Raw genomic sequence first — 23,148 nt, 5'->3', positions numbered from 1 at the left:
TATGGGTTGGTGCTTGTTGAAGGATCGTGGATGCTTGTCGCCTATTGTGATCTGCGTCAGGACATCCGCCATTTCCGTTTGTCCCAAATGACAGAATTGAGGGAGCGCTTCGGATTCCCCATGCATTTTAAACTGAGTCAGTATACCCCACCGGACGATCGATCCCTACTCGTCCGCATTCGATTTGACCATGACATCACTGATAAGGTGAAGGAATCAAACTATCATTACATTGTGGATATGGAAGAGCATCAAGATGGATTTCACGTGATCTTGCGTGTTCGTCATTTGGATGAAGTTTTGCAATGGGTCCTTGGTTGGGGAGCAGATGCAGTTGTTTTGGAGCCTAAAGCACTCCAGAATCGGATTCGTGAGGAAGCTCAAAAAATTTTAAGACGCTACTGACATACTGGTGTCAGTAGCGTCGTTTTATAATGGAGGAAGTCAACATAAAGGAGTGAGAGGAAAAACGCAAAGGAAGTCTTGCATTAGTAGGAGGACACCGGCAATTGACATTTAGAAAGATTTATGAGGATGAATTGAGAAACAGTCAGCAGCAAGTGTGGAGGGTCCAAATGGCTTAGTTTCTCATTCAATCGGCCCCTTTAGAAAGCTCCGCTGGTTTTGACCCAAAGGGTTAGGATGAAATAGTGTATCATTGATTATAGGAAGGATGGTAGTTGTGAATTTTGCTTCTGTTCGTATCATTACTGAAGACGTCGATCGTCTTGTCAAATTCTATGAAAAGGTTACGGGGGTTTCGGCTGAACGTCCTGCACCTGTCTTTGCTGAACTTGTTTTGCCATCGTGTACTCTTGCGATTGGCCACTTACAGACGGTACCACTGTTTGGTCCTGGTTCTGCTGTGGCTGCTGACAATCGCTCTGTCATTATTGAGTTTCGCGTCAATAATATTGATGCTGAATACGAGCGCTTGAAATCATTTGTAGACGAGTGGGTAAAAGAACCGACCACGATGCCATGGGGGAACCGTGCGATGTTGTTCCGTGATCCCGACGGCAACCTCGTTAACCTCTTCGAGCCGGTCACCGAGGAGGCTATCAAACGGTTCAGTCGAAAGGATTGAAAGGGAAGTTTGAATGAGGTCTCCATTCGGGAGTGGGGCTTTCTTTCCATCATACCCTCTGGATGACGACTCGGCTTATGTGACCGATCCTGATGACAATTGGATTGCGATTGTTTCTCGGAAGAAATGAGCCCGTTGTGGGTTAAAAAAGAGTGACTTATTATGGATCAGGCCAGATTTCTTGGGTTGGCCATTTAGGGAAGTATAAATGAATCTTGTTAAACTTATTTTATGGTCGGGTGCTTTCTACTTAGGGAAGTGCGCCCGTTTTGAATGGACAAATCGATACCGAACGGCGACCTAAGGAGGAAATCAATCTCTCTAATTATGATTGCGGAGAGTAAAACGACTCATTTTTTGAGAGCTTCCTTATTAAACAGTCGCAACCCTGAGGAAATAGGTTTCTCAAGAAAAGATTGAAAACCATAAATGATTAAGGAAAAGCTCATTGATGCAATGATATGATGAATTCGATTAAACTTTACATATTTTATGAAGTTGATCTTATCAAAAAAGGTTATTATCGGAAATGCATAAATTAGATTTTGAAACAGATTGGTCAACACATATAACCAAAACCTTCCAAAGGTTAAATGAAAGATCCATAAGGTGCCCACTGAAAAAGGACCTAATATGACACTTAATATGTTATAGATCCTCGTTTTTGGACCGCCTTTTACTTTCCAAAAGTTAAAGGGAGTTCCAATAAAGACAAGTGTTGTGACTAATAATGCTGCCATTGTAGAAGCAGGCAGATACCTTTTTACTGTTTTATTTGGAATAAAATAAACAGTAAGCCATGATAAAATGAATCCTATTCGAACCAAGGGAACAATCATGAGTTTATTTCTCCTTTCCCTTTTTCTGTTATCGTTCGCAATTCCAAAAGTTTTATGCGAAAAGAACGTTCCAAGGTTCTAATTCCTTTAAGGTAGCATTTTATTGCCCTTTAATGTAGAAGTGTCGTTTCTTGAACGTTTACTTTAAGGGACATAAATTAATTAAATGCATATCGGCATTTATGTGTAGAGATATAAGATAATGGACAGTGGGATTATGATATCTGCCCTTAGGCCAGAGTGACCGAACTTATAGGCATTAAGTTGTTAAACTTTCTTTTCTAAGTTGATATTGTTTGGGTGTTGTTCCTGTCACTTTTTTAAATACCCTTGTTAGATGGCTTTGGTCGGTAAAATTCAACACGCTACTAATTTCAGATAAGGTATAATCTGAGAACGAAATGAGGGTCATCGCTTCGTCAATTTTAGCTTTATGAATATAATCGCGAATGGTCATTCCAACTTCCTTCTTAAACCTATCTGAAAGGTAGCTTGGGTGTAGGTTCACCTGATTAACAAGGTCTTTAAGTGTTATTGGTTGATACACATGTTTATGAATAAAGTTAAGGCATTTTTTTACGGGTTCAGTGTAAAACTGTTCTCGTGTTTTGTTGACTTGATCTATAAAGGTTAACATGGCCTCGTTAAGTAGCTCATCAACATTCTCTGGCTGATACGTGTCCTCGATTCTTTGAATATAAAGATCGCTAAGCGTAAAAGCGACTTCAGAATGTAAGCCTCCCTTAATAGCAAACCGTGTTGCAACAGCGATGGCTGATATGCCTAGATTTTTTTTACTCCTCAAAAAGCTTGTTTTCGATAGCATCCCCAATTCTTCTTCAGGGATATTAGCTTGCCAATATAGAAAGGCCTCTTTGTCACCTTTTTCAATAGAATTGAAGAGATGATAATCAAAAGATGGATCGTGATGAAAATGTTCTGACAGTAGATGTTGTGATAATATGGCATCTGGTTTTTCAACTTCCTTCTTTTTAGGAGACTGAACTTTTTTAAGGTGAATAGCTTCTCGATGGATACGTTTTTCATAAATCATGTAGTACAGAAGAAGACTTATCCCCGTTAACTGATCTTGATTAAGCACTGACATCCTTTGCAAGTCTTGTATAGTCCCTTGCTGATCGCGTAAATCTGAGGAATCATTCATTAAACCCTTTAATTGTTCCTCTCTAAGTTTAAATGGCAGAGTCGGACCTAGAATGAGTAACCCATTCTGTGAATCTTGGCCATTAATGGGTTGAAACAATAAAAGTCTAGAGTGGCTTGCTATGACCAGAGTAGGTTCTCTTTCCTCTTTAGATAATAGAGTTTTGAATGGTGCCATTCCTTTTTGATAATTGAACAAAGGAAGTTCAAAAATAAGGTCAAGATGGGCGTCTAAATAAGCAATGGGGATATTATGAGACTCAAAAATCACTTGACAGATGTCCCATATTTTCTGGATAGATTGAGTCATGACTATCGGGTTCCTTTCCAAAAAGAGGAGTTTTTCTAATAACTAAGAAATGTCCTAAATATACAAAAATCATAACATAAATGTTTTGGAGAAGGAGGTAAAATGATAAAAGGTTAGTCACCGCTTCCTTAGAATTTCCTGAGGAAGGGGAAGTATAGTTTTTAAGGAGGGCTCATAATGGAACGTCATCTAAAAGAACTCGTTCAGCAAATGACACTAGAGGAAAAAGCTAGTTTTTGTTCAGGATTAGATTTTTGGCATTTACAAGGTCTTGAGCGCCTTGGCATTCCGTCTGTAATGGTAACGGATGGTCCGCACGGCTTGCGCAAACAAGCGGAAGGCACTGATCATCTTGGCCTATTTAACAGTGTTCCCGCCACCTGTTTTCCGTCTGCGGCAGGACTTGCCTGTTCTTGGGATCGCGACCTCATTCAACAAGTGGGAGAAGCGCTTGGTGAAGAATGCCAGGCGGAGAATGTAGCCGTTCTGCTTGGACCTGGTGCCAATATTAAACGCTCACCTCTTTGTGGGCGAAACTTTGAATACTTTTCCGAAGATCCTTACCTTTCCTCCCAAATGGCAGCCAATCATATAAAAGGTGTTCAAAGTAAAGGTGTAGGAACTTCCTTGAAGCATTTTGCAGTGAATAACCAAGAGCATCGTCGGATGACGACAAATGCTGAGCTCTCTGAGCGGGCCCTGAGAGAAATTTATTTGGCAAGCTTTGAAGGTGCTGTAAAGGAAGCGCAACCATGGACGGTCATGAGTTCTTATAACAAAGTCAATGGCACTTTTGCTTCCGAAAATCCAAGATTGCTAAATGAAATCTTGAGAGACGAATGGGGCTTCGAAGGGTTTGTCGTTTCTGATTGGGGAGCTGTTAATGAGCGTGACGACGCACTTAAGGCAGGTCTTGATCTTGAGATGCCCGCAAGCTATGGTGGAGGAAAATCCAAGATTCTTCAAGCCATTCAAAATGGCTCACTTTCTGAAGAGACACTTGACCAAGCCGTTAGGCGAATACTCACAATTGTTTTCAGGTTTGTTGATTCAAGGGATGAGAACGTGACATTTGACAAGGAAGCTCACCATGATTTGGCACGTCAGGTTGCCAGTGAATGTATGGTTCTTTTAAAAAATGAAGACAGTATTCTTCCACTCGATAAAAAAGGGTCTGTTTCTGTAATTGGTGCATTTGCGACGCAGCCACGCTATCAAGGCGGCGGAAGTTCTCATGTGAATCCGACTAAATTGGAAAACAGCTTAGAAGAAATTGAGAAAAAATGTGCTGGAAAAGCAAATGTGCTTTATGCAAAAGGTTATGATGTGGATAGTGACCAAACCAATGAAGTTCTCCTCACTGAGGCAAAGGAAGCGGCTATTCAAACTGATGTTGCAATACTATTTCTTGGCCTTCCGGATCGTTATGAGTCAGAGGGCTATGATCGCGCGCATTTGAATATCCCAGCCAACCAGGTCGAATTGATTGAAGCCGTCTACGAAGTCCAAAAGAATATCATTGTGGTCTTAAGCAATGGAGCACCCATTGAAATGCCTTGGCTTTGTAAGGTAAAAGGCTTGCTGGAAGGATATCTAGGCGGTCAAGCACTAGGAGGAGCAGTTGCCGATCTTTTATTTGGTGATGTCAACCCAAGTGGGAAGCTCGCGGAGACCTTTCCGCAAAAACTGAGTGATAATCCATCGTATCTGTTTTTCCCAGGCGAAGGCGATCGCGTAGAGTACAAAGAAGATATTTTTGTCGGCTATCGTTATTATGACACCAAGCAAGTGGAACCACTTTTTCCATTTGGTTATGGATTAAGCTATACGAATTTTAACTATAGCAATTTAACCGTTGATAAAAGCGAAGCTCAAGAGACGGATCTTGTGACCGTTACGGTTGATGTCACTAATACTGGAACACTCGCGGGTAAAGAAGTTGTTCAACTCTATGTGAAGGATGTGCAAAGCTCTGTAGTCCGCCCGGAGAAAGAGTTGAAGGGCTTCGTAAAAGTAAGACTTGAAGCTGGTGAAACCAAAACCGTGACATTCACTCTAGATAAAAGAGCCTTTGCGTTTTATAATACAGAGCTACAAGACTGGAACGTGGAAACCGGTGAATTTAAGATATTAGTCGGAAAATCTTCACGAGATATCCTATTAAGCGAATCAATCAAGGTTGTTTCATTAAGAACACCAAAATTGAGCGTACACCGTAACACAACCGTGGGTGATATTCTAAGTGACCCAATTTTAGCCTCAGTGGCGCCTCAGGTATTGGCTAAATTAAATGAAAATACCCCTTTCGTGAGTGCAGCCGAAGACGAAGAAGGGTCCGAGATGATGGCAGCAATGATGAAGTATATGCCCCTCCGTGCTCTTGTCGGATTCAGCCAAGGTACTATTACAGAGGAACAACTGCAGGAAGCCATTGATCAGTTGAATGCTGTTTATGAAGGCGAAGGCACTACTTCCGAATAATAAAATAAATAATTTTGGGTTTATAAAGAAGAAAGCTGATTCAGTTGTTTACTTGAGTCAGCTTTTTGTATGAACAAACGATATAATAGGTTTTTAGATCACCATGATACAACGTTTATATGAAGAAGATGAGCTCTATGATTTGAAAGCAGACCCTAATGAAGTAACCATTCAAAATGATCTTTTTTGATTTAGATGATACTTTGCATGACCACTTAAGGCCGTTTGCTCAGGCGATTGAGTGTGTATTTCCTGATCTCTCTGAAACTTTTTCTTCCATAGAAGAAGTATATAAAGGCTTCCGAGCAGCAAGTGATCTTCTTTGGAAACAATACGACGCGAACGAGCTATCCTTGGGTGAACTCCGAATACAGAGAATTATCATTGCTTTAAAAGCCTTTAAATCTAACATTAACCGTGAGCAAGCTGTACAATTTCAAAACCGGTATGAAGTTCAATCAACAAATTTAAAGTTGTTCCCTGAGGTTCCCAAACTTTTAACAGATCTTAAACAAAAGGGGTATCTACTTGGGATTCTTTCAAATGGACCGACAACACATCAACTCAATAAAATAAAGGCGCTTGAATTGGACCGATTTGTACCAAGAAATTTTATCTTTATTTCGAATGCAGTTGGGATCGCCAAACCGGATCCTCACATTTTTAATCTAGTATCTAGAAAAGTGAACTGTCTACCGGAAGAAATCCTTTATATTGGTGATACTTGGGAAAACGATGTCGTCGCCTCCATTGAAGGAGGCTGGCAGGCTATTTGGTTTAACCACCGCAGGCGAGAGCCGGGCTCCGAGCATCAGCCCTTTGCTGTTGTTGAAAGTTTGTCGGAAATCGTTGACTTACTCTATTAAACGAACTTCCATAAATGTGGAAAATATTGTGTGGAGTTGTTATTCCAAGTACGCCTGTGCCTGCGCTACCCGATCTCTGTCAAAGTATCGAATAAAAAATCAAGAACATATATTCTTCTGACTGTGTATCTATGATAAAATAAAACGAGCAACTACATAGCAGGGTGGCGGCTGACACTCCCTTTAGGAAGGGGGTGTAGCTTATGACGACATCTGAAACTTTAACAATTGTAATAGCAGCTCTAACCTTAGAAGCTGTCTATACAGCAACTATTGTTGGTATTGTCGTCGCGATAATAAAAAAGAAATAGCCACCCTGCTCTCCCAAGTTAGGTGACTATTTCTTAGTACTTAAATTTGGTTAGCCGCTAACTCTGCGGCATGTAGTTGCACCAGACTGAGCGTTTGCCGCGCTCAGTCTCTTTTATTATACGATCATTATAAATGAAATATACTTAGGGTTCAATAGTGATGATTGCGACTCCTAAATTCATACATTTTTGAACGTCAAGTATCTGTCAACACTAAAGAAATCTATTAAAGGGATTATAGTTCTAATTTTGATGTCTATCCAGTAGATAAGGAAGGTCCAGAGTACGAAATGGTGCCATTTTTTCTTGATGAATCATAAAAAGGAGAACCCTCCTTTTTAATCTTTGCTATCCTAAGCTTTCAAAGACAAAAACTTTCATAAATAGAAAGTGATAACCTTCTAGACTCTTGACCATATATTATAGGGAAAGTCATTTTACCTAAAGGAGGAGTGCTCATGTTAAATGAAAGGAGTTCCTATCAAAACATTAGTGACAATTGGGAAAGAAACGGCACAGACTCATTACGTACTTCACATAATAAACGTCCAAATATCTTAGTTCTCATGGTTGATGAAGAACGCTATCCCCTGTTTATGAAAGTGAGGAAGTTAAAGAATGGAGAAAGGAAAACTTAATATTCCACGAATTAATGCGAGAAAGGGGAGTAGAGTTCAAGCGCCACTATATTGGTTCAGCGGCGTGCAGTCAAGCCGGACAACATTGTTCACGGGACAATACCCATCCTTACATGGTGTCACGCAAACAACCGGAGCAGCCAAAGGTGCCTTTGATCCCGATGTGTATTGGCTATCGGAGCACCGTTCCGACGATGGGAGATTATTTTCGAGATGCCGGGTACCAAACATTTTATAAAGGGAAATGGCATCTTCCAGACGGGGATATTCTTATTCCTGCCACTCATAATGCTTATCCAAATTATAATACGCAAAACGGCTACCCCTTACCTAAAAAGGAAAGAATTTACCGGGATGCCAATCGACTCGATGATTATGGTTTTACGGGTTGGATAGGGCCGGAACCTCATGGAACAGACCCTCGTAACAGGTTCATCGGCACGTATTGGGTTCAGCGGTCGTGATGTTATCTACAGTGAGGAAGCGGTGAAGCTCATAGAGACACTCGATAAAAGCGAATCCGGGAAAGACAACCCTTGGCTCATGGTCGCCTCTTTTGTAAATCCACACGATATTACTTTATTCGGCGAGCTCACTGAGAAAAGTCCTTGATGTCGATGAAGATGTACCAGCGATTGCGCCACCATCCACTTTGGATGAGTCACTTGTGACAAAGCCAGATTGTCAAGCGGACTATCGTAAACTCTACCCACAGGTTTTTCAACCCACACCAAACAATGACTTTTACCGACGCTTATATTACCAACTTCATAAAAATGCCGATCAACAAATGTTGAAAGTTTTCCGTGCCTTGCAACACTCGTCCTTTTATGAGAATACCATCATTCTTTTACATCAGATCATGGGGACTTAATGGGGGCACATGGGGGTTACATCAAAAATGGTATTGTGCTTATGAAGAGGTCGTACATGTCCCACTTATTTATTCATAGTCCTCAACTTTTTAATACAAAAACAAAAAAAGAGGTTAACCACTTAACGAGCCATGTCGATTTGATACCCACACTGCTTGGGCTGGCGGGCATAGATGTCAAGAGTGTGCAAAGAAATTTAGCAAAAGACCATAATGAAGTCCATCCTTTTGTGGGTGTGGAAAAGGAAGGTTCTTAAACTAAACACGTTTGGCCTCTTAGCTTTCTAATCAAAAGCAACTATGAAATGGATTCATCTAAGTAAAAAAATAGAATATCAATAAATGTTTTTTTGATGATAGATTGGCTTATAGGGTGCTGGAATATCTCCTGAAATCATGCATTTCAAATTATAAATCTGATATAATTTATTTAACTTCTTCACTTTTAAATAAATTGAAATTTGGTGAATGTGATGAATGAAAAAAACAGAATGTTTAGCGATAAATGGGATTTAAAGGAAATTTTACTATCTTATAAAGAAGAAGTAGAGGAAAGTCGTTTGCCGCAGCGGGCCTATATAATTATTCGGAAGGCCATTCGAAATTTACAGTTACAGCCAAGTGAGGCTTTTTTAGAACGTGAAATAGCGGAAATGCTAGAAATGAGTCGTACTCCTGTTCGTGAAGCATTAATCAGATTAGAGATGGATGGTTGGATTAAGCTAATTCCCAGAAAAGGGTTCAGTGTTGAACCCATCATAAGAGAAACCATTGAACAAATTTGCCAAATAGCTGAAGCGCTAGACGGAGTGGCTGCTGAGCTTGCCACGTTACATATGGACGAGGGACATCTAGAACAGCTTGAGTCATTCATTGAGAGACAAGAGAACTACATTCATGAACATAATCTTAAGGCATATGCGGATGTAGATGATCAATTTCATAATTTAATCATTAATTGTTCTCAAAATCAACGACTGAAAAGTGTAATGGATAGTCATTCTGACCAGCTATATCGTGCAAGGTTGTTTACGATTAATGATAGAAAGCTTCCTGTTCGCTCCATTAAGGAGCATCGGGCAATCGTTGCGGCGATGAGGGCGCAAGATAGTAAGGCGGCCCAAATCCTAATGCATTCACACAGACATCGTGGGGGACAGGAAATTTTAGACATTATTGAAAGTAAGTCTAAAAGGAATAAAAAAGGGTAATAAAAAAACTTGTAAGACGTTTCTTAAGGAGAAGCGTCTTTTTTATACTTTCAGAATGTATAACCTTGCTGGCGCTCTTAAAGGAAGAGTGTAAGTCGGGCTTTGACTTTCGCCATCTAAAGGCATGGCGACAACCTAAGTGTGTGATTGGTAACATCACATCAGGAGTACCCCCATAGGGTGCAACCTAAGTGTGTGAGTGGTAACATCACATCAGGCTGTGCTTAGTGAGGCTGTGATGCATAAGCCAAGTCTTCTAAGGAATGATTATAATAACGTATGCATTAATAAGGTTTTTATAAAAAAATATATAATTTAAAACAAAAATATTGATTTAATGTATGCGTTAATGTATGATTTAAATAGATTTTAAATAACAAATTGTTGGAGGGCTTAGGATGAAGATATTAGATATAAAAGAGAAGGCAGTCCCTATTAAGTCAAGCATCAGTAATGCCTACATTGATTTTTCAAAAATGACAGCCTCTGTTGTTGCTATTGTTACGGATGTATTTAAAAACGGCAAACGAGTTGTAGGATATGGTTTTAATTCAAATGGGCGTTATGCTCCGAGTGGATTACTGCGTGACCGTTTTATTCCGCGCTTATTGGAAGCGGAAACAAATGATATTTTGAATGACGAGGGTACAAATTTTGATCCTCATAAAATTTGGGATATTTTAATGACTGGTGAAAAACCCGGTGGTCATGGGGAGAGGTCAGTTGCAGTTGGAACCTTGGATATGGCGGTTTGGGATGCTGTTGCAAAAATAGAAGAAAAACCATTATATCAAGTGCTTGCAGAACGGTATCGAGATGGAAAGCCAGATGATAAAGTATTTGTTTATGCTGCGGGTGGCTATTATCAACCAGGCAAGGATCTTAAGAAGCTTCAAGAAGAAATGAAGGGTTACCTTAATTTAGGATACTCTGTTGTGAAAATGAAAATCGGCAACTCTTTAGAAGAAGACCTTAGAAGAATTGAAGCTGTACTAGAAGTAGTCCCATCAGGACAGTGCCTTGCAGTGGATGCAAACGGACGATTTGACCTGCAAACAGCTATTGCATATGCGGAAAAATTAGAACCATATAATTTATTTTGGTATGAAGAAGCTGGAGATCCATTAGATTTTGAGATTCAATCTGAGCTTTCAAAGCATTATAAAAATCCAATGGCAACAGGGGAAAATCTTTTTTCTATGCAAGATGCTCGAAATCTCATACGCTACGGGGGCATGAGAGCGGATCGCGATTATCTACAATTTGATTGTGCATTGAGTTATGGGCTTGTAGAGTATATGAGAATACTTGATATGTTAAAGGAATATGGATGGTCCTCCCGTCGTTGTATCCCACATGGTGGTCATCAAATGTCTCTTAATATTGCAGCAGGATTAGGCCTAGGTGGAAATGAATCTTATCCAGGAGTTTTTGAACCCTTTGGAGGATTTGCGGACGATATTCCTGTTGAAGATGGGTATGTTGGTTTACCTAGTGTTCCTGGAATAGGCTTTGAAACAAAAGCTCCTTTAATTAAGCTACTGCGTTCAGTTGCTGAATAAAGAATGAATGGATCGCAACATACGATTACTTTCCTTATTTATTTTATTATCCCTTTGAGTAAATGACATGAAGAATAATCATACAGACACTCATAGGGATATTTTTTATACTATTAAAATTGATAGCGTTTCGCTGACGGATAAGAGTGTAAAAGCACAGGCTTTCACTTTCTTTGCTTGAGGCCTGTGGGCCGCTAGTGTGTGATTGTTTTATAATCATATCAATACTAAGACATTTTTATGTCCAGCGGTTCCTACAAAATTTGCTCCATTGCCAATTACTCTCTTCACCTAAAGCTAGAGGCTGGAGAAAGATAAGCATGCTTTAGCATTACTGTGAGATTTGGTTACGGTGTCATATGGGGCTTTGAGAGCAGTATTCTCACCTAACGATTCTTGTTTAACTAAAGGTAAGCGATGCTTGAAGAAGGTATCGCTATTTTTTATTAACTGTGGTTAAGATCCTATTTCGTTGAGCGTTAAGGGTTTCAATGCTTATGAGAAAAGTAAACGTTCCATGTTGCCAAAGAGTGTTAAGGAGGAGGATGAGATGAAACAGTTACATATTGCATCCATACCTGGAGATGGGATTGGGAATGAAGTCGTCCCTGCTGCTATTGAGGTGTTAGAAGCGGTATCTGAGATTCATGGTGGATTAAGTTTTCATTTTACCCACTTTCCATATAGCTGTGATTATTATTTAGAACATGGTGTAATGATGCCTGAAGATGGACTTGATCAATTGAAAAATTTTGATGCTATTTTTCTTGGAGCGGTAGGTAACGCAAAGCTGGTACCCGATCATATTTCGTTATGGGGGCTTTTAATAAAATTACGTCGTGAATTTGAGCAGGTCATTAACATACGTCCTGCAAAGCTACTGAGTGGTGTTCCGTCTCCCTTGGTCAATCCTAAAGATTTTGATCTTATTGTCGTGAGAGAAAACAGTGAAGGGGAGTACAGTTCAGTAGGTGGAAGAATGTATAAAAATGAAGAGGAAATCGCCATACAAAACAGTATTTTCTCAAGACGTGGAACAGAAAGAGTGATGCGCTACGCCTTTGACCTTGCAAAGAAACGCAATAAACGGGTGACAAGTGCCACCAAATCGAATGGGATTTATTATTCAATGCCATTTTGGGATGAAGTGTTGAAAGATGTTGCAAAGGATTATCCTGAAGTGGAAACCGACTCCCAGCACATTGATGCGCTTGCAGCATGCTTTGTGACGCATCCTAACAAATTTGACGTCGTGGTGGCTAGTAATTTATTTGGCGACGTCCTAACCGATTTGGGAGCAGCTATCATGGGCAGTGTAGGGATAGCCCCTGCCGCTAACATCAACGTGAATGGGAAATATCCATCTATGTTTGAACCTGTTCATGGTTCTGCACCTGATATTACTGGAAAGGGCATCGCCAACCCAATCGGTCAAATCTGGACAGCGAAAATGATGTTAGACCATTTTGATGAAGAGGAAGTTGGTCATGTCTTATTGTCTGTTATTGAAAGCACAACCCAAGATGGGATACTGACGGCAGATATGGGTGGGAAATACACAACAAAAGAAGTAACGGCAGAAATTATTACCCGTCTAAAAGCTAGAGCATAAAAATGCTTTTAAACTAAAATATGAATGAATCTATGATATTGGCCATTTCTAAGGATTTCAGCAATGGTTAAAAAAGATCGTACGCAACGCATCATAAAGCTCTTTTGGATGTCATGTTATATCTGGGGATAACTAGAAGGGCACGATTTGATTGGCTCTCTTCTTGAAGCTTATTTAGTATCCGATTCACTTCAATCATTAAAGGAGTTTGATTATAGTGCAGGTACTACAGCAGAAACAAAAAATAGTTCGCTATCAGAACAAAAATGGTCAAGTATATTACGGAATTGCTGAAGAGGATATGATAGTGCAGATTTCAAGCAATTTTGAGGAACTTGCTAATAAGGACGCAAAATATCAAGGGACACGTGTTAGATATAGTGATGTGAAAATTTTAGAGCCTGTAGCGCCATCAAAAGTTATTAATTTTGGCTGGACATATGCCGAACATGCAAGGGAGACTGGAGGGAAGGCAAATCTTAAAGAGCCATTTTTGTTTTTAAAACCGGCGACGTGTTTGATTCCAAATGGGGCAAATATTATTCTTCCGTCCAGTGATTTAACCAAGCAGGTTGAAATGGAGGGGGAAGTAGCGCTCGTTATCGGGAAACGTGGCAAAAATATAAAGCAGGAAGAGGCCTTGGATTATGTTTTCGGCTGTACGATCTTTAATGATGTAACAGCAAGAGATCTAACAAAAAAGGACCCTCAATTCACACGTGGCAAAGGCTTTGACACATTTGGTCCATTGGGGCCTTGGATTGTAACAGGCATCGATCCAACCAATTTACGCATCATAACAACCCTCAATGATAAAGTGGTTCAGGAAGGGAACACGAATGAAATGTCTCTTTCTATTCCTTACCTTATCAGTTGGGTTTCGCAAGTTATGACGCTGGAACCGGGTGATATTTTAGCCACGGGCTCTCCTTCAGGAAGCTGCCCAATGCAGTCAGGCGACGTAGTGTCTGTCGAAGTAGAGAATATCGGAAAACTCATTAACTATGTAGCATAATATATTTTTTTATAGATAAAGTCACTTTAATCGGCGGACGGCTTGGCATTCTACAGCTGGGACAAGATAAGCGTGGTGTGAGCATTGCAAGGAGCTAAAGGCTTCTCTATGTAGGCCCTCTCCTGCAAAAATGCTTATCCTACCTTTTTTTCAGAATTTAAGTAAATAAAAATGACGTGGTGTCATGATGGGGATAACGAGTGTTTTTTATTAATTTCGTAAATTGCATTGACATTAATGTATGCATTAATGTACAATTTAGCTAACGATCATCAAGTGATTAACATTTAAAAGAAAGCGTTTTAAATAGTTTTTAAAAGAATATTGTTTGTTTAACAAGAGGGTTCACGAGGGATAAGAGTCAGCTTATTTTATATTAACGTATTCATTATTTCTCTTAAAGGGGATTTATATGAAAAGGCTAGTTGAATAGTGCAGCTGGGCTAGTGGTCATTAGCCTAATCCTGGTATATTTAATCATTTGAGGCATTGCGAGATAGGCTAGGGCATGGGTTTGGAAGCAAAGGCAAAGTTACATGAAGTATTGCTGTCGGTCTATGTTGCATTTGTATCAACCGGAAACGTACCATAGCTATGATTTAGAGGGTATTGTAGAGATACCCCTAAATTAAACGAAAATATGAAATCGCTTACTAGAATGCCTGCAGTAATATGTCAAGCATTAAACTGATCAGGGATGAAAGATTCACTTGCTCTGATTCGGAAGTCTACTAGAGCACTATCCTCTAGCACTGAGATTCAGTGAGAACATCTTGCAAGAGGAAGTACCACGCATGCACTGAAAAACAGTCTTTAAATGTGGATAAGCTCACAGGGGAAAGGATTGTCCTAAATGTTCCTTTCATTATTATCTAGAAATCTCGGGACGCCCGAGAAGTTCGCTTTGTTATCTCCGGGCCATCAAGAAAGGGTCTAAGCATAATAGACGAGGAGGATATTGTATGAACATACTTGAAAGTATTAGAAAGATTCCTGGTGGTATGATGATTGTCCCTTTAATCCTGGCAGCTTTAATTCATACCTTTGTTCCAAAGGTATTAGAAATTGGCTCATTCACCTCTGCGATTTTTTCAAAAGAAGGTCTGGACGCTATGATTGGTCTTCAATTATTCTTCATTGGGACTAAGCTAAAGGTTCGACAAGCTCCAGAGGCGTTAAAACGCGGAGGGGTTTTATTGATTGCCAAATATGCCACTGGTGCAATAGTAGGCTTGATCATTGCTAAACTATTTGGTTTGTCCGGGATAATGGGTATATCCGTGCTGGCAATTATTTCAACAATGACAGGGGCTAATGGTGGCTTGTACTTGTCACTTATGAGTGAGTATGGCGATACAGCGGATTCAGCTGCAATGAGTCTTCTAAATATACACGATGGACCATTTCTAGCAATGTTAACACTTGGTGTGACAGGTCTGGCTCATATTCCTTTCCTGAATTTATTGGCGGCAATCCTTCCGTTACTTATTGGTGCTATATTGGGGAATTTAGATGGCAATTTTGAAAAACTATTTAGCCCCGGTCTTGCGGTGGTCATTCCTTTTATTGGCTTTACCATTGGTGCGGGTATTGATCTTGGAAATATTGTCAAAGCAGGGGTTAATGGAATTATTCTTGGTTTGTCTGTTATTATCATTGGCGGTGGGTTAACCTTCTTAGCTGACCGATATATTTTGCGAAGACCAGGCTATGCTGGCGCTGGGCTTTCCAGTTCTTCTGGTAATTCAATTGCAACGCCTGCAGCCATTGCTGCTGTTGATCACACTTACCAGCCATTTGTCCAATCAGCAACAGTGGAGATAGCCTCAGCGGTTGTATTAACTGCTATCTTAGTTCCGTTTATCACATCATTTGTTGCAAAAAGATATGGCACAGGTAAACCATCAGATGATTTTAGTCAAGAGAAAAATATAAATGAAGCGCTCCATTGAGTGTTACTTTTGCGTTATTCGCTGTGCTTTTGCTGCGATGTTAGGATTGTATAAACATTTCAATGAGCGTTCATCTTAAGTCACTTGATCGTTTCATATATTGGAGGGAGTCCTTTTGATTCAAAAAGTGGAACATGTAGCGTTGATCGTGACAGATATGGAAAAATCGATTGCTTATTATTCAAGCATGTTTGGTTTTTCTCTTCGAACACGCAGGCAGAATAAACATAGAGAGTTAGCATTTTTGAAACATGATCAACAGCCAGGTTTTGAGATCGAATTAATTCGCGACCTTGTTCCGCAAGCTGGATATTCTGACAAGGGGATTGTTAATCATCTTGCTTTTACTGTTGAAAACATTGAAGAAGCTATTCGATTTTATAAAAAAAGAGGGTTAACCTTTAATTCAGAAACATATGATACTGCCAATGACGGAACAAAGACGATCTTTTTTTATGGTCCCAATCAGGAATTATTACAATTTGTAGAACGTGGGGAAGAGGGGGAATAAAAAGATATTAGAATAGCAATAACAACATTCAGCTTTGGAAGAGAAAGCTTTAATGAGGAGGCCACTTCATATAGTTGTGGCACTCCTTTTTTTGTGGATATTTTCAAAAAGTGCCTTAATTATGATTGCTTCTTATTCCCTTCAATAAGGTGGAAAATACAAGATCAGATGTTGCCGCATCTGATCTTGTTCTATCGTGGCCATGACTCGGATTAAATGGGCTGACTCAATCTACTCAGCCTTTCCATATGTATAACAGTTTCACTCGGAGATGTTACTTAAGATCCAACGTCCTTGGACGTTTGCTTCACCAGCTATGAATCAGCCTCCATAAGAAGCCAATTTCTTAATTCTTGTTTCTGTTCAGATCATCCAAGCTGTTCGTGACGTGTAGACAAACAAGAGGATACACACGTGAAAAATCTTAGGAGGGCTTATTTGCCGGCGTCAGTATGAGGTGTTTAATTGGCTTATTTTGAAATTATATTTCATTTTTTGATCTAAAAATAATTTTTTATTGAAATTTAATTTCATTTTTAATATAATAAGGGCAACGAAAGGGGTGATAATCGTTGTTTGGATTTTCTGTTTATCTTAATGAAGATTGGTCGCAAGAGAAAGCGCACTATATCAATAAAATGGCTGATATTGGATTTGAAGGTATTTTTACTTCTCTCCATATTCCAGAAGATGATGCCTCTAAATATCGTGAACGCTTAATGCCGTTGTTAAACATTGTAAGGAGTAAGCATCTTAAATTGATGATCGATATCTCGGGGGATGCATTGAAACATATTGGACTTTCAATCGATCATCCTGAAGAAATTGTGGCTAGTGGAATTTATGGCTTGAGAATGGATGCTGGCATTGAGCTGAAAGCCATTGCTCATCTTTCGAACTATCTTACAGTGGGGTTGAATGCCAGTACAATAACGGAAGAGGACTATCTTCAACTCGAAAAGTATCAGGCTAATTTTGATCGAATGGAGGCTTGGCATAATTATTACCCAAGGCCTGAAACAGGATTGGACGAAACATGGTTTCATAATAAGAATGAATGGCTAAAATTAAAGCGCTTTAATAGCGTTGCTTTTGCGCCAGGAGATCAGATATTGCGTGCGCCACTGTATGAGACATTGCCAACTTTAGAGATTCATAGATATCAGCGGCCTTTGTCCGCAGCCTTATCGCTTCAAAGCGATTATAGTGTTGATCATGTGTATATTGGTGATCCTGGTTTGTCAGATGAAGCATGCAGCCAGTTTACTCATTATCTTCAACATAACGTTTTGCTTTTGCATGCGGCCAATATAAAAAAGAAATGGCGACCATACATTTGCAGGGGGCATCGCAATCGTCTGGATGTTGCAAAGGCTGTTATTCGCAGTGAACAGTCCAGAGTGTTGAATAAGGATGAGGATATTCCCCCTGAAAATACTGTGCATAGAAGGGGAGGGAGCATTACAATCGATAATAATCTATATAAGAGATATAAAGGAGAACTGCAGCTTGTTAAACAAGAATTACCGGCAGATGAGAAGGTAAATGTGCTTGGGCAAATTGTGGATAAAGACCTGCCATTACTCGATTTTGTGCATGCGGGTACAGCGTTTAAGATCGCCGCTATTCAAGGAGGAGCATAATGGATTTAGAAAAACTAACTACAGAACAGCGTAATAAAAGCACCATGGATTTAGACACATTGTCAACCATTGATATTTTACGGTTAATGAATGAAGAAGATCGAAGCATTCCTGTGAGTGTAAGAAAAGAATTACCACAAATTGAGAAAGTCGTTGAAGCGGTGAAACGGTCCTTTAATCAAGGAGGCCACTTGATTTATATTGGCGCTGGGACGAGTGGGCGTTTAGGAGTCCTTGATGCTGCTGAATGTGTACCGACATTCAGTGCAGATCCATCGATGGTGCAGGGATTAATAGCAGGTGGGATTTCGGCAATGACAGTCGCTGTTGAGGGAGCAGAGGATTCTTTCACGTTAGGAGCGGAGGATTTAAAGGGCATCCATTTAACGGAGAAAGATACTGTACTTGGTATTGCTGCTAGCGGGAGAACGCCTTATGTCATTGGAGCCTTAGATTATGCAAAAAAGGTAGGGGCGGCAACAGCGAGCCTTGCTTGTAATAAGAATGCTGAGATTAGTAAACATGCAGAGATTAATATAGAGGTTCAGGTCGGCCCTGAAGTGTTGACAGGATCAACGAGGCTGAAATCAGGTACAGCCCAAAAATTAGTTTTAAATATGATTTCTACAGCAGCAATGATCGGCATTGGGAAAGTGTATAAAAATTTAATGGTAGATGTTAAGCCGACAAATAGTAAATTAGTCGAGCGTTCAAAATCCATTATAATGCAGGCCACGGAATGCAGCTATGAAGAGGCGGAGCAAGCCTTACGTGCTGCAGATGACAATGTAAAATTAGCTATTGTTATGGTTTTAACCCACCTCTCGAAAGAGGAAGCCAAACAAAAACTAGATGAGGCGAAGGGGTTCATAAGAAAAATCATTTAATGAAGGGGGAAGGATTAAGATGACTGAATCAAAAGAACAAAGATTGGCTAGAGAGATTTATGAGCATGTTGGCGGTATGGGTAATGTAGCAAGGGTCATCCACTGTATGACGCGTGTTCGCATGACAATTAAGGATGATCGCAAGGTTGACATGAACGGTCTTAAAGCCGTTGATGGTGTTTTAGGAATTGTTGAGGATGAAACCTTGCAAGTGGTTGTCGGACCAGGCATTGTTAACAAAGTTGCAAACATTATGGTTGCTGAAGCGGGTGTTAAGCTGGGAGAAGCATTTCCAGAAGATTTGATGGAACAGTCAGTGTCAGAAGCAGAGCCTGTATTAACAGACCGTCAAAGAGTAGAAGCAAGAGCGGCTGAAGTAAAGGCAAGAGAGAAGGCGAAGCACAATAACAATTCAGCATTTAAGCGCGTGCTAAAATCAATCTCGAATATTTTTGTACCGTTGATTCCTGTATTTGTCGGAGCCGGTATAATTGGTGGGATTGCGGCTATTTTTTCCAACTTGCTTACAGCAGGTACAATTGGTCACGAGTGGGTACCTATTGTCACGACACTAAACGTAATTAAAAATGGTCTGTTTTCCTTTTTGGCTATTTATGTTGGGATTAATAGTGCGAATGAATTTGGTGCGACACCAGGCTTAGGTGGTGTTATCGGTGCTGCTACCCTGTTAACCGGTATGGATCCAAAAGAGCCATTGATAAATATATTTAATGGAGATGCATTGACAGCTGGTCAAGGTGGGATCATCGGAGTTATTTTCGCGGTTTGGGTATTGGCGCTTGTTGAGAAAAGGCTACACAAAATTATTCCAAACTCAATTGATATTATTGTGACACCTACCATTGCCTTAGTAGTTATTGGACTTTTTACAATATTTATTGTTATGCCTGTTGCAGGAGTGGTATCGAGTGCACTTGTAGGATCAATTACTTGGGTATTAAATGTTGGTGGCGCTTTCTCAGGATTTATATTAGGCCTCTTCTTCCTGCCGATGGTTATGTTTGGTTTACATCAAATTTTAACACCTATCCATATTGAAATGATCAACAAAACAGGGTATACGTTGCTTTTGCCAATCTTAGCAATGGCTGGTGCCGGTCAGGTTGGTGCAGCCTTCGCCTTATGGATAAGATGTAGAAAAAATAAAAAATTAGTGCAGTTAATAAAAGGCGCATTACCAGTTGGAATTCTCGGAATTGGGGAACCTTTAATCTATGGCGTAACATTGCCTTTAGGACGTCCGTTCATTACAGCTTGTATCGGCGGTGGTATTGGCGGTGCGGTGATTGGTGGCATTGGAAATATTGGTGCGATTGCTATTGGGCCAAGTGGTATTCCTTTAATTCCGCTGATTGCAAATGGACATTGGCTGGGATATGTTTTAGGATTATTAGTAGGATATGTTGGCGGATTTGTAGTAACATTCTTCTTCGGTATTCCTAAGGATGCTCGGGAGGAAACGACAGCAAACTAGTTGGTGATGATTTTGGAAGAAAATATTATTCTGCAAATAAAGTCTAAATTAAATGAGCTTTCCAAAACAGAAAAGAAACTTGGAGAGTATATTCTTCAACATTCTGTAGAAACAGTAAACGATAATACGAGTGAATTAGCAAAAAAAGCAGGTGTGAGTCCAGCAACCATCGTTCGATTTTGCCGTTCTATCGGTTTATCTGGGTTCTCGCAATTAAAAATTCGTTTATATGCAGATTCCTCTTCAGTAGATGAGGGCTTGTATTCAGATATTACCTCTAATGAAGATGTAGCACTTATTGCTGATAAACTCGTGCTAAGATTTAACTCTTCGATTGCACAAACAGCGAAGCATTTGGATACAAGCCATATTGAAAAAATTTCCGAAATCATTGATGCTTGTACGACGATTTATGTATATGGTTTAGGAGCTTCACATGTTGTAGCCGACGATTTCACACAAAAATTTTCTAGAATTGGCAAGCCTGTTGTCAATACATTAGATCATCATTTGTTAAGCTCTGCGCTCATAAGTGCGGATGATCATAGTCTGTTTGTCGTGATTTCGAATTCAGGGGAAACCAATGAAGTGATCAAATTAGCAGAGATTGCCAAGCAAAAAAAACTCTATACAATCGGTATTTCGCAAAATGCAAATAGCACATTGGCGCAATTAGTTGATTTTCCCGTCATTCATCATGGTGGTGAAGCCGTCATGCTACGGAGTGCTGCTACAACATCTTTAGTTTCACAGTTATTTACGATCGATGTCTTATATTATGCTTATGTCAATAAGCATTCTCAGAAAATATTAAAGCTGTTAAAAGACTCAAAGATCAACATTCAAACTTTTTTTAAAGAAAACAGCTAGTACAGTACAGTACAGAAAAAAACGCGTATCCTTTTATGCCTATATTTTTTTTAAATCCTTAGAGGTGCTTGACTCCTTTCGTATGAAAAGGAGCCAGGCATCTTTTTTTAAAAGAAAAGAAAGTATAAAATTTCTGGTCATGGTCATGAGGACGATGCACGATTCCGCTTCATGTAGCTTATTTTCCTCATGCCCACACGATGTGGGTAGGGTCAACCTGCATCATTATACTATTGATTTAGTGTTAATAAAGTCGTAGGAAGGTTTCCTAAATCAAACCTAAATGAAACAAAAGAAAGGAGCAAATGAACAAGAACTCTGCTCAAAAGAATAACGAGAGACAAGCCTATTCAAAATAACAAAAGACCGTTACCAAGAAGGTAAGGAACGACGGTTAGATGCTATAAAAACAAGTGAATTTATAATTTTTGATATTGACAGATAAAACAATATCATCTAACATATAAATGAATCAAAAATGTGATTTAAAATCATATATATGATTTTAAAATAATGAAGTTTACTGAGTGGGTATTAGAATGATTCAAGTGATTATTCTGGCAACAGCACTCGTTGTCTTTTGAGTAAAGCAAACGAGCCAAGAAGGGATTGAAGACATTGAGAGGTTAAGTGTCCCATCGGCGATATGGAAAATGGGAGGGGATTTATTTAGCAGTCCCGATTTTTGGTACGAATAAAACCATTCAAGCAGCGATTAATGTAGCTGGACTTATGGAAAGAGGGATTATTGGGAGGGTACTATTGTTAAAGTCTTCTTTAGATATCGAAGGGAATATTCGAGAGTATGGGGGATACGACTGCTATGTAGAGGAGTTGGAAAATACCGTGGATGTAGTCAGTATAGGAGAGACAATGGTTTTGTTTACTCCTAAAATACAGGGAAGAATGAGATATGCGAGAAGCTTCTTATCAAGGATTGGCGGAGCAGAAACCAATACATTAATAGGATTAGCAAAGCTTGGTTATCAAACAGGATGGATTAGCCGTGTAGGAATGGATGAATTTGGGTCTTTTATCCTTTCAACTGTTCGTGGAGAGGGCGTTGATACAAGGCATGTAACAAGGGATCAAGAAGCGCCCACAGGAATCTTTTTTAAGGAGAAAATTAATGAAAAGAATGTTTGTATTTATTATTATCGCAAACATTCTGCTACCAGTTGTTTGACTCCATATCATATTGATGAGGATTACATTGGAAGCGCTAAATATTTGTATATCACAGGGATCACTCCTGCCTTAAGTGATTCTTGTCGGGAGAGTATTTTCTATGCCATTGAATTAGCAAAGAAACATGACGTAAAAGTGGCCTTTGATCCTAACGTCCGTCGTAAACTATGGAGTAATGAGAAGGAAGCAAGACGTACCCTCTTAGAAATCGCTAAGCTAGCAGATATTGTGATGCCAGGCATTAGCGAAGGGACCTTTTTATTTGGAACAGAAGATTGTGAGGCGATGGCGGAAGGCTTTCATGAGCATGGGGCAAAAACGGTGGTTATCAAATGTGGTGAAAAAGGGGCATATTATTCAACGCCCTGTGAAAAAGGATTTGTAGAAAGCTATAAGGTTGAACAGGTCATAGATCCTGTAGGGGCCGGTGATGGTTTTGCAGCTGGAGTTCTTTCCGGTTTACTTGATGGGTTAACGCTTAAAGAGTCTGTACAGAGAGGCTGTGCTATTGGGGCAATAGTGACAACTGTAGATGGCGATATTGAAGGGTTGCCAGATCGAGAAATGTTGGAGGCATTTATCTCTCCAACAGAGATAGAAGATGTTTCTCGCTGAATAAAGGAGGAGATTTT

Annotated in this window: 21 protein-coding genes; 19 read left to right on the top strand and 2 right to left on the bottom strand. The window is 39.7% G+C overall.

The features are described from left to right. Nucleotides 1-30: 30 nt before the first annotated feature. On the top strand, nt 31-405 hold the full coding sequence (locus IEW82_RS01570; protein ID WP_188688170.1) for a helix-turn-helix transcriptional regulator: 375 nt from the start codon (nt 31-33) through the stop codon (nt 403-405). Nucleotides 406-682: 277 nt separating this feature from the next. After that, on the top strand, nt 683-1,087 hold the full coding sequence (locus IEW82_RS01565; RefSeq protein ID WP_188688168.1) for a VOC family protein: 405 nt from the start codon (nt 683-685) through the stop codon (nt 1,085-1,087). A 350-nt stretch (nt 1,088-1,437) separates the two neighbouring features. Here IEW82_RS01565 and IEW82_RS01560 read toward each other — a convergent pair whose 3' ends face one another. Continuing rightward, nucleotides 1,438-1,926: a hypothetical protein gene (locus IEW82_RS01560; protein WP_188688166.1), complete on the bottom strand. Its 489-nt coding sequence runs from the start codon at nt 1,924-1,926 to the stop codon at nt 1,438-1,440. A gap of 259 nt (nt 1,927-2,185) precedes the next feature. Continuing rightward, on the bottom strand, nt 2,186-3,400 hold the full coding sequence (locus IEW82_RS01555; RefSeq protein WP_188688164.1) for an AraC family transcriptional regulator: 1,215 nt from the start codon (nt 3,398-3,400) through the stop codon (nt 2,186-2,188). 177 nt (nt 3,401-3,577) lie between these two features. Between IEW82_RS01555 and IEW82_RS01550 the strand changes: the two genes are divergently transcribed. The 17 genes from IEW82_RS01550 to IEW82_RS01470 all read left to right on the top strand — a co-directional run bounded on the left by IEW82_RS01550 (nt 3,578) and on the right by IEW82_RS01470 (nt 23,131). Continuing rightward, the gene (locus IEW82_RS01550; protein ID WP_188688162.1) at nt 3,578-5,881 is read left to right on the top strand and encodes a glycoside hydrolase family 3 C-terminal domain-containing protein; all 2,304 of its coding nucleotides are present in this window, start codon (nt 3,578-3,580) and stop codon (nt 5,879-5,881) included. Nucleotides 5,882-6,057: 176 nt separating this feature from the next. Next, nucleotides 6,058-6,747 carry an HAD family hydrolase gene (locus IEW82_RS01545; RefSeq protein ID WP_188688160.1) on the top strand — a complete coding sequence of 230 codons (690 nt, stop codon included), beginning with the start codon at nt 6,058-6,060 and terminating at the stop codon, nt 6,745-6,747. A gap of 769 nt (nt 6,748-7,516) precedes the next feature. Beyond that, nucleotides 7,517-7,696 carry a hypothetical protein gene (locus IEW82_RS01540; protein WP_188688158.1) on the top strand — a complete coding sequence of 60 codons (180 nt, stop codon included), beginning with the start codon at nt 7,517-7,519 and terminating at the stop codon, nt 7,694-7,696. A gap of 14 nt (nt 7,697-7,710) precedes the next feature. Continuing rightward, nucleotides 7,711-8,160 (top strand): sulfatase-like hydrolase/transferase, encoded by a 450-nt coding sequence (locus IEW82_RS01535; protein WP_188688156.1) that lies wholly within the window; start codon nt 7,711-7,713, stop codon nt 8,158-8,160. A gap of 203 nt (nt 8,161-8,363) precedes the next feature. Next, nucleotides 8,364-8,570 carry a hypothetical protein gene (locus IEW82_RS01530; RefSeq protein ID WP_188688154.1) on the top strand — a complete coding sequence of 69 codons (207 nt, stop codon included), beginning with the start codon at nt 8,364-8,366 and terminating at the stop codon, nt 8,568-8,570. Then, complete coding sequence (locus IEW82_RS01525; protein ID WP_188688152.1) at nt 8,570-8,827, top strand: alkaline phosphatase family protein; 258 nt, start codon at nt 8,570-8,572, stop codon at nt 8,825-8,827. Before IEW82_RS01530 ends, IEW82_RS01525 begins: the two co-directional genes overlap by 1 nt. A gap of 216 nt (nt 8,828-9,043) precedes the next feature. After that, a complete protein-coding gene (locus IEW82_RS01520) occupies nt 9,044-9,781 on the top strand; it encodes a GntR family transcriptional regulator (RefSeq protein WP_188688150.1) in 738 nt (245 codons plus the stop codon). Nucleotides 9,782-10,179: 398 nt separating this feature from the next. Beyond that, nucleotides 10,180-11,343 (top strand): mandelate racemase/muconate lactonizing enzyme family protein, encoded by a 1,164-nt coding sequence (locus tag IEW82_RS01515; RefSeq protein ID WP_188688148.1) that lies wholly within the window; start codon nt 10,180-10,182, stop codon nt 11,341-11,343. Nucleotides 11,344-11,893: 550 nt separating this feature from the next. Continuing rightward, a complete protein-coding gene (locus IEW82_RS01510; protein ID WP_188688146.1) occupies nt 11,894-12,955 on the top strand; it encodes a tartrate dehydrogenase in 1,062 nt (353 codons plus the stop codon). A 217-nt stretch (nt 12,956-13,172) separates the two neighbouring features. Next, the gene (locus tag IEW82_RS01505) at nt 13,173-13,970 is read left to right on the top strand and encodes a fumarylacetoacetate hydrolase family protein (protein ID WP_188688143.1); all 798 of its coding nucleotides are present in this window, start codon (nt 13,173-13,175) and stop codon (nt 13,968-13,970) included. 962 nt (nt 13,971-14,932) lie between these two features. After that, nucleotides 14,933-15,922 carry a 2-keto-3-deoxygluconate permease gene (locus IEW82_RS01500; protein ID WP_188688141.1) on the top strand — a complete coding sequence of 330 codons (990 nt, stop codon included), beginning with the start codon at nt 14,933-14,935 and terminating at the stop codon, nt 15,920-15,922. A gap of 115 nt (nt 15,923-16,037) precedes the next feature. Next, nucleotides 16,038-16,433 carry a VOC family protein gene (locus IEW82_RS01495; RefSeq protein ID WP_188688139.1) on the top strand — a complete coding sequence of 132 codons (396 nt, stop codon included), beginning with the start codon at nt 16,038-16,040 and terminating at the stop codon, nt 16,431-16,433. Between the two features lie 572 nt (nt 16,434-17,005). After that, complete coding sequence (locus IEW82_RS01490; protein ID WP_188688137.1) at nt 17,006-18,076, top strand: DUF871 domain-containing protein; 1,071 nt, start codon at nt 17,006-17,008, stop codon at nt 18,074-18,076. After that, complete coding sequence (gene murQ, locus IEW82_RS01485; protein WP_188688134.1) at nt 18,076-18,963, top strand: N-acetylmuramic acid 6-phosphate etherase; 888 nt, start codon at nt 18,076-18,078, stop codon at nt 18,961-18,963. Before IEW82_RS01490 ends, murQ begins: the two co-directional genes overlap by 1 nt. Nucleotides 18,964-18,982: 19 nt before the next feature. After that, nucleotides 18,983-20,458 carry a PTS transporter subunit EIIC gene (locus IEW82_RS01480; RefSeq protein WP_188688132.1) on the top strand — a complete coding sequence of 492 codons (1,476 nt, stop codon included), beginning with the start codon at nt 18,983-18,985 and terminating at the stop codon, nt 20,456-20,458. A gap of 6 nt (nt 20,459-20,464) precedes the next feature. After that, nucleotides 20,465-21,328, top strand: coding sequence for a MurR/RpiR family transcriptional regulator (locus IEW82_RS01475; protein ID WP_188688903.1), 864 nt, complete (start codon nt 20,465-20,467; stop codon nt 21,326-21,328). 846 nt (nt 21,329-22,174) lie between these two features. Continuing rightward, on the top strand, nt 22,175-23,131 hold the full coding sequence (locus IEW82_RS01470) for a sugar kinase (RefSeq protein WP_188688900.1): 957 nt from the start codon (nt 22,175-22,177) through the stop codon (nt 23,129-23,131). Nucleotides 23,132-23,148 lie beyond the last annotated feature (17 nt).

This window comes from Pullulanibacillus camelliae (assembly GCF_014642655.1).
Lineage (GTDB): Bacteria > Bacillota > Bacilli > Bacillales > Sporolactobacillaceae > Pullulanibacillus > Pullulanibacillus camelliae.
The sequence above is the reverse complement of the archived record's forward strand: the minus strand, read 5'-3'. Positions and strand labels throughout refer to the sequence as shown.

Bases quoted from the DNA above. Each gene is read 5' to 3' on its own strand.
- IEW82_RS01570 (WP_188688170.1), top strand. From the start codon at position 31: ATGCTTGTCGCCTATTGTGATCTGCGTCAGGACATCCGCCATTTCCGT.
- IEW82_RS01560 (WP_188688166.1), bottom strand. From the start codon at position 1,926: ATGATTGTTCCCTTGGTTCGAATAGGATTCATTTTATCATGGCTTACT.
- IEW82_RS01555 (WP_188688164.1), bottom strand. From the start codon at position 3,400: ATGACTCAATCTATCCAGAAAATATGGGACATCTGTCAAGTGATTTTT.
- IEW82_RS01550 (WP_188688162.1), top strand. From the start codon at position 3,578: ATGGAACGTCATCTAAAAGAACTCGTTCAGCAAATGACACTAGAGGAA.
- IEW82_RS01545 (WP_188688160.1), top strand. From the start codon at position 6,058: ATGATCTTTTTTGATTTAGATGATACTTTGCATGACCACTTAAGGCCG.
- IEW82_RS01540 (WP_188688158.1), top strand. From the start codon at position 7,517: ATGTTAAATGAAAGGAGTTCCTATCAAAACATTAGTGACAATTGGGAA.
- IEW82_RS01535 (WP_188688156.1), top strand. From the start codon at position 7,711: ATGCGAGAAAGGGGAGTAGAGTTCAAGCGCCACTATATTGGTTCAGCG.
- IEW82_RS01525 (WP_188688152.1), top strand. From the start codon at position 8,570: ATGGGGGCACATGGGGGTTACATCAAAAATGGTATTGTGCTTATGAAG.
- IEW82_RS01520 (WP_188688150.1), top strand. From the start codon at position 9,044: ATGAATGAAAAAAACAGAATGTTTAGCGATAAATGGGATTTAAAGGAA.
- IEW82_RS01515 (WP_188688148.1), top strand. From the start codon at position 10,180: ATGAAGATATTAGATATAAAAGAGAAGGCAGTCCCTATTAAGTCAAGC.
- IEW82_RS01510 (WP_188688146.1), top strand. From the start codon at position 11,894: ATGAAACAGTTACATATTGCATCCATACCTGGAGATGGGATTGGGAAT.
- IEW82_RS01500 (WP_188688141.1), top strand. From the start codon at position 14,933: ATGAACATACTTGAAAGTATTAGAAAGATTCCTGGTGGTATGATGATT.
- murQ (WP_188688134.1), top strand. From the start codon at position 18,076: ATGGATTTAGAAAAACTAACTACAGAACAGCGTAATAAAAGCACCATG.
- IEW82_RS01480 (WP_188688132.1), top strand. From the start codon at position 18,983: ATGACTGAATCAAAAGAACAAAGATTGGCTAGAGAGATTTATGAGCAT.
- IEW82_RS01475 (WP_188688903.1), top strand. From the start codon at position 20,465: ATGATTTTGGAAGAAAATATTATTCTGCAAATAAAGTCTAAATTAAAT.